The sequence below is a fragment of the Campylobacter sp. BCW_6871 genome, from assembly GCF_001762325.1.
Classification (GTDB): Bacteria; Campylobacterota; Campylobacteria; order Campylobacterales; family Campylobacteraceae; genus Campylobacter_D; species Campylobacter_D jejuni.
Window position 1 is genome coordinate 1 of sequence record NZ_MJWQ01000074.1, and the last position, 1679, is coordinate 1679.

Consider the following 1679-nt stretch of genomic DNA (forward strand, 5'->3'; position numbering starts at 1 on the left):
AAGTTCTTCATCTTTAAAAGTGCGATTGATGATATAAAAAGAACATACATCAGTGATTTCTGTTGGACCATAAAGGTTGGAAAACAAAGCATTGGGTAAGTGTTTACGCCAAATATTTAGCTGTTTATTGGGCATGATTTCACCACAAAAAAGTATCTTTTTTAAGGCATTTAAACTAAAATTATTCAAAGCTTCAGTATTTGCAAAATAAATCAGCACTGAAGGTACCCAAAATATAGTGCTTACTTTTTCTTTTTCAAGGCATTCTAAAATTTTATTTGGAAAGGCAAAAAGATGATTAGGTAAAAGATGTAAAGTCGCTCCTGATTTTACACTTGAAAAAATATCTAAAATGCTATTGTCAAAATAAAATGGCGCTTGATTGGCTAAAATTTCATTCTCATCAAATTTAAAAGTCTCACATACCCAAAAAGTATAATCAATCACACTCTTATGGGCTATGCTTACTCCTTTAGGAGTGCCTGTACTCCCACTTGTAAAAAGAACATAAAGTAAATTAGTATCTATGTGTTTTTCTTTTGCATTTTTTATTAAACTTTCATCTATATTAAAACTTTCAAAGTCCTCTGTATAAAGCGTAGGCAAATTTAAGTTAAAATTTAAATCTTTTGAAGTGATAAAAAGTTTAGGTTTTAAAACCTCTATGACTTTTTCTACTCTTTCTTTAGGACTTTTTTCATCTAAAAGGGTATAAAAATTTCCACTTAATGCCACTCCAAAAAATGAAATTAAACAATCAATCCCTTTAGACAAGATGATTAAAACAGGAGCTTGTATAGGATTATCATTTCCTAGGTTTCTTAAAATTTCACTGGCTAGTTTTTTAGAAAAAAGATCAAAGTTTTTATAAGTGATTTCTTTTCTTTCCTTGGCAAAAGGTTCTACAAAAGCAGTTTTTTTACTAAATTTGATTAAATTTTTTTCTAAAAAATCGTAGATGTGAGTTGTCATGATTTGCCTTTTTAGTTTTTTGTAATATAATATCGATAAATTAATAAAAAAGGCCTTTATATGCTCATAAACCAAACCTTTGAAATTGATTCTTGTGATGATGTAGAGCTAGGTATTAAAAGAACTAGCAAGCTTGAATACCGCATAAGTTATGATGATAAAAAAGATATTAAAGCTATAGTTTTTGTAATAGGTGGTTATGGTGCAAACCAAAGTATATATTTTTTAGACTCTTATAGAAATTATATTGCTAAAAATTTTGATGTTGTAGCAGTGCATGTTTTTTATCATTGTTTTTGTCAAAGGCGTTCGGATGTTGAGAAATATAGTGCATACAAATATTTTCAAGAGGAAGATATTAAAAATATTAAAAATTTATTAAATCAGTTTCATTTTTCTTATGGTGAAATAAATAATGATAATGCGCTTTTTTTAGCGAATTCTTTAGTAAAACATGTAGAAAATTTAAAAATGCAAAATAAACTCGATCATAACTTTAAACTAAATTTTACTTCCACTTTTATCCCACCTAACAGGGATTATCAAAATTTTGGCATTATGGCAGCTATTGATCATATCAATGCTTTAAAAGATTTAGTTAAACGCTTTCCAAAATTTGCAGATTTACCAAAAATTTATGGCGGGGGGTCATATGGAGGATATCTATCTTTACTCATAGCAAAAATAGCTCCTTGGTATGTGGATGG

Annotated in this window: 2 protein-coding genes; one reads left to right on the plus strand and one right to left on the minus strand. The window is 28.3% G+C overall.

The annotated features are described in order from the left end of the window. Nucleotides 1–972: AMP-binding protein (locus tag AJ930_RS08925; protein ID WP_148122819.1), on the minus strand; the 972-nt coding region annotated here is incomplete at its 3' end. Nucleotides 973–1032: 60 nt separating this feature from the next. Between AJ930_RS08925 and AJ930_RS08930 the strand changes: the two genes are divergently transcribed. After that, nucleotides 1033–1679, plus strand: a 647-nt coding sequence (locus tag AJ930_RS08930) for a DUF2920 family protein (RefSeq protein ID WP_148122820.1), incomplete at its 3' end; no start/stop codon positions are given.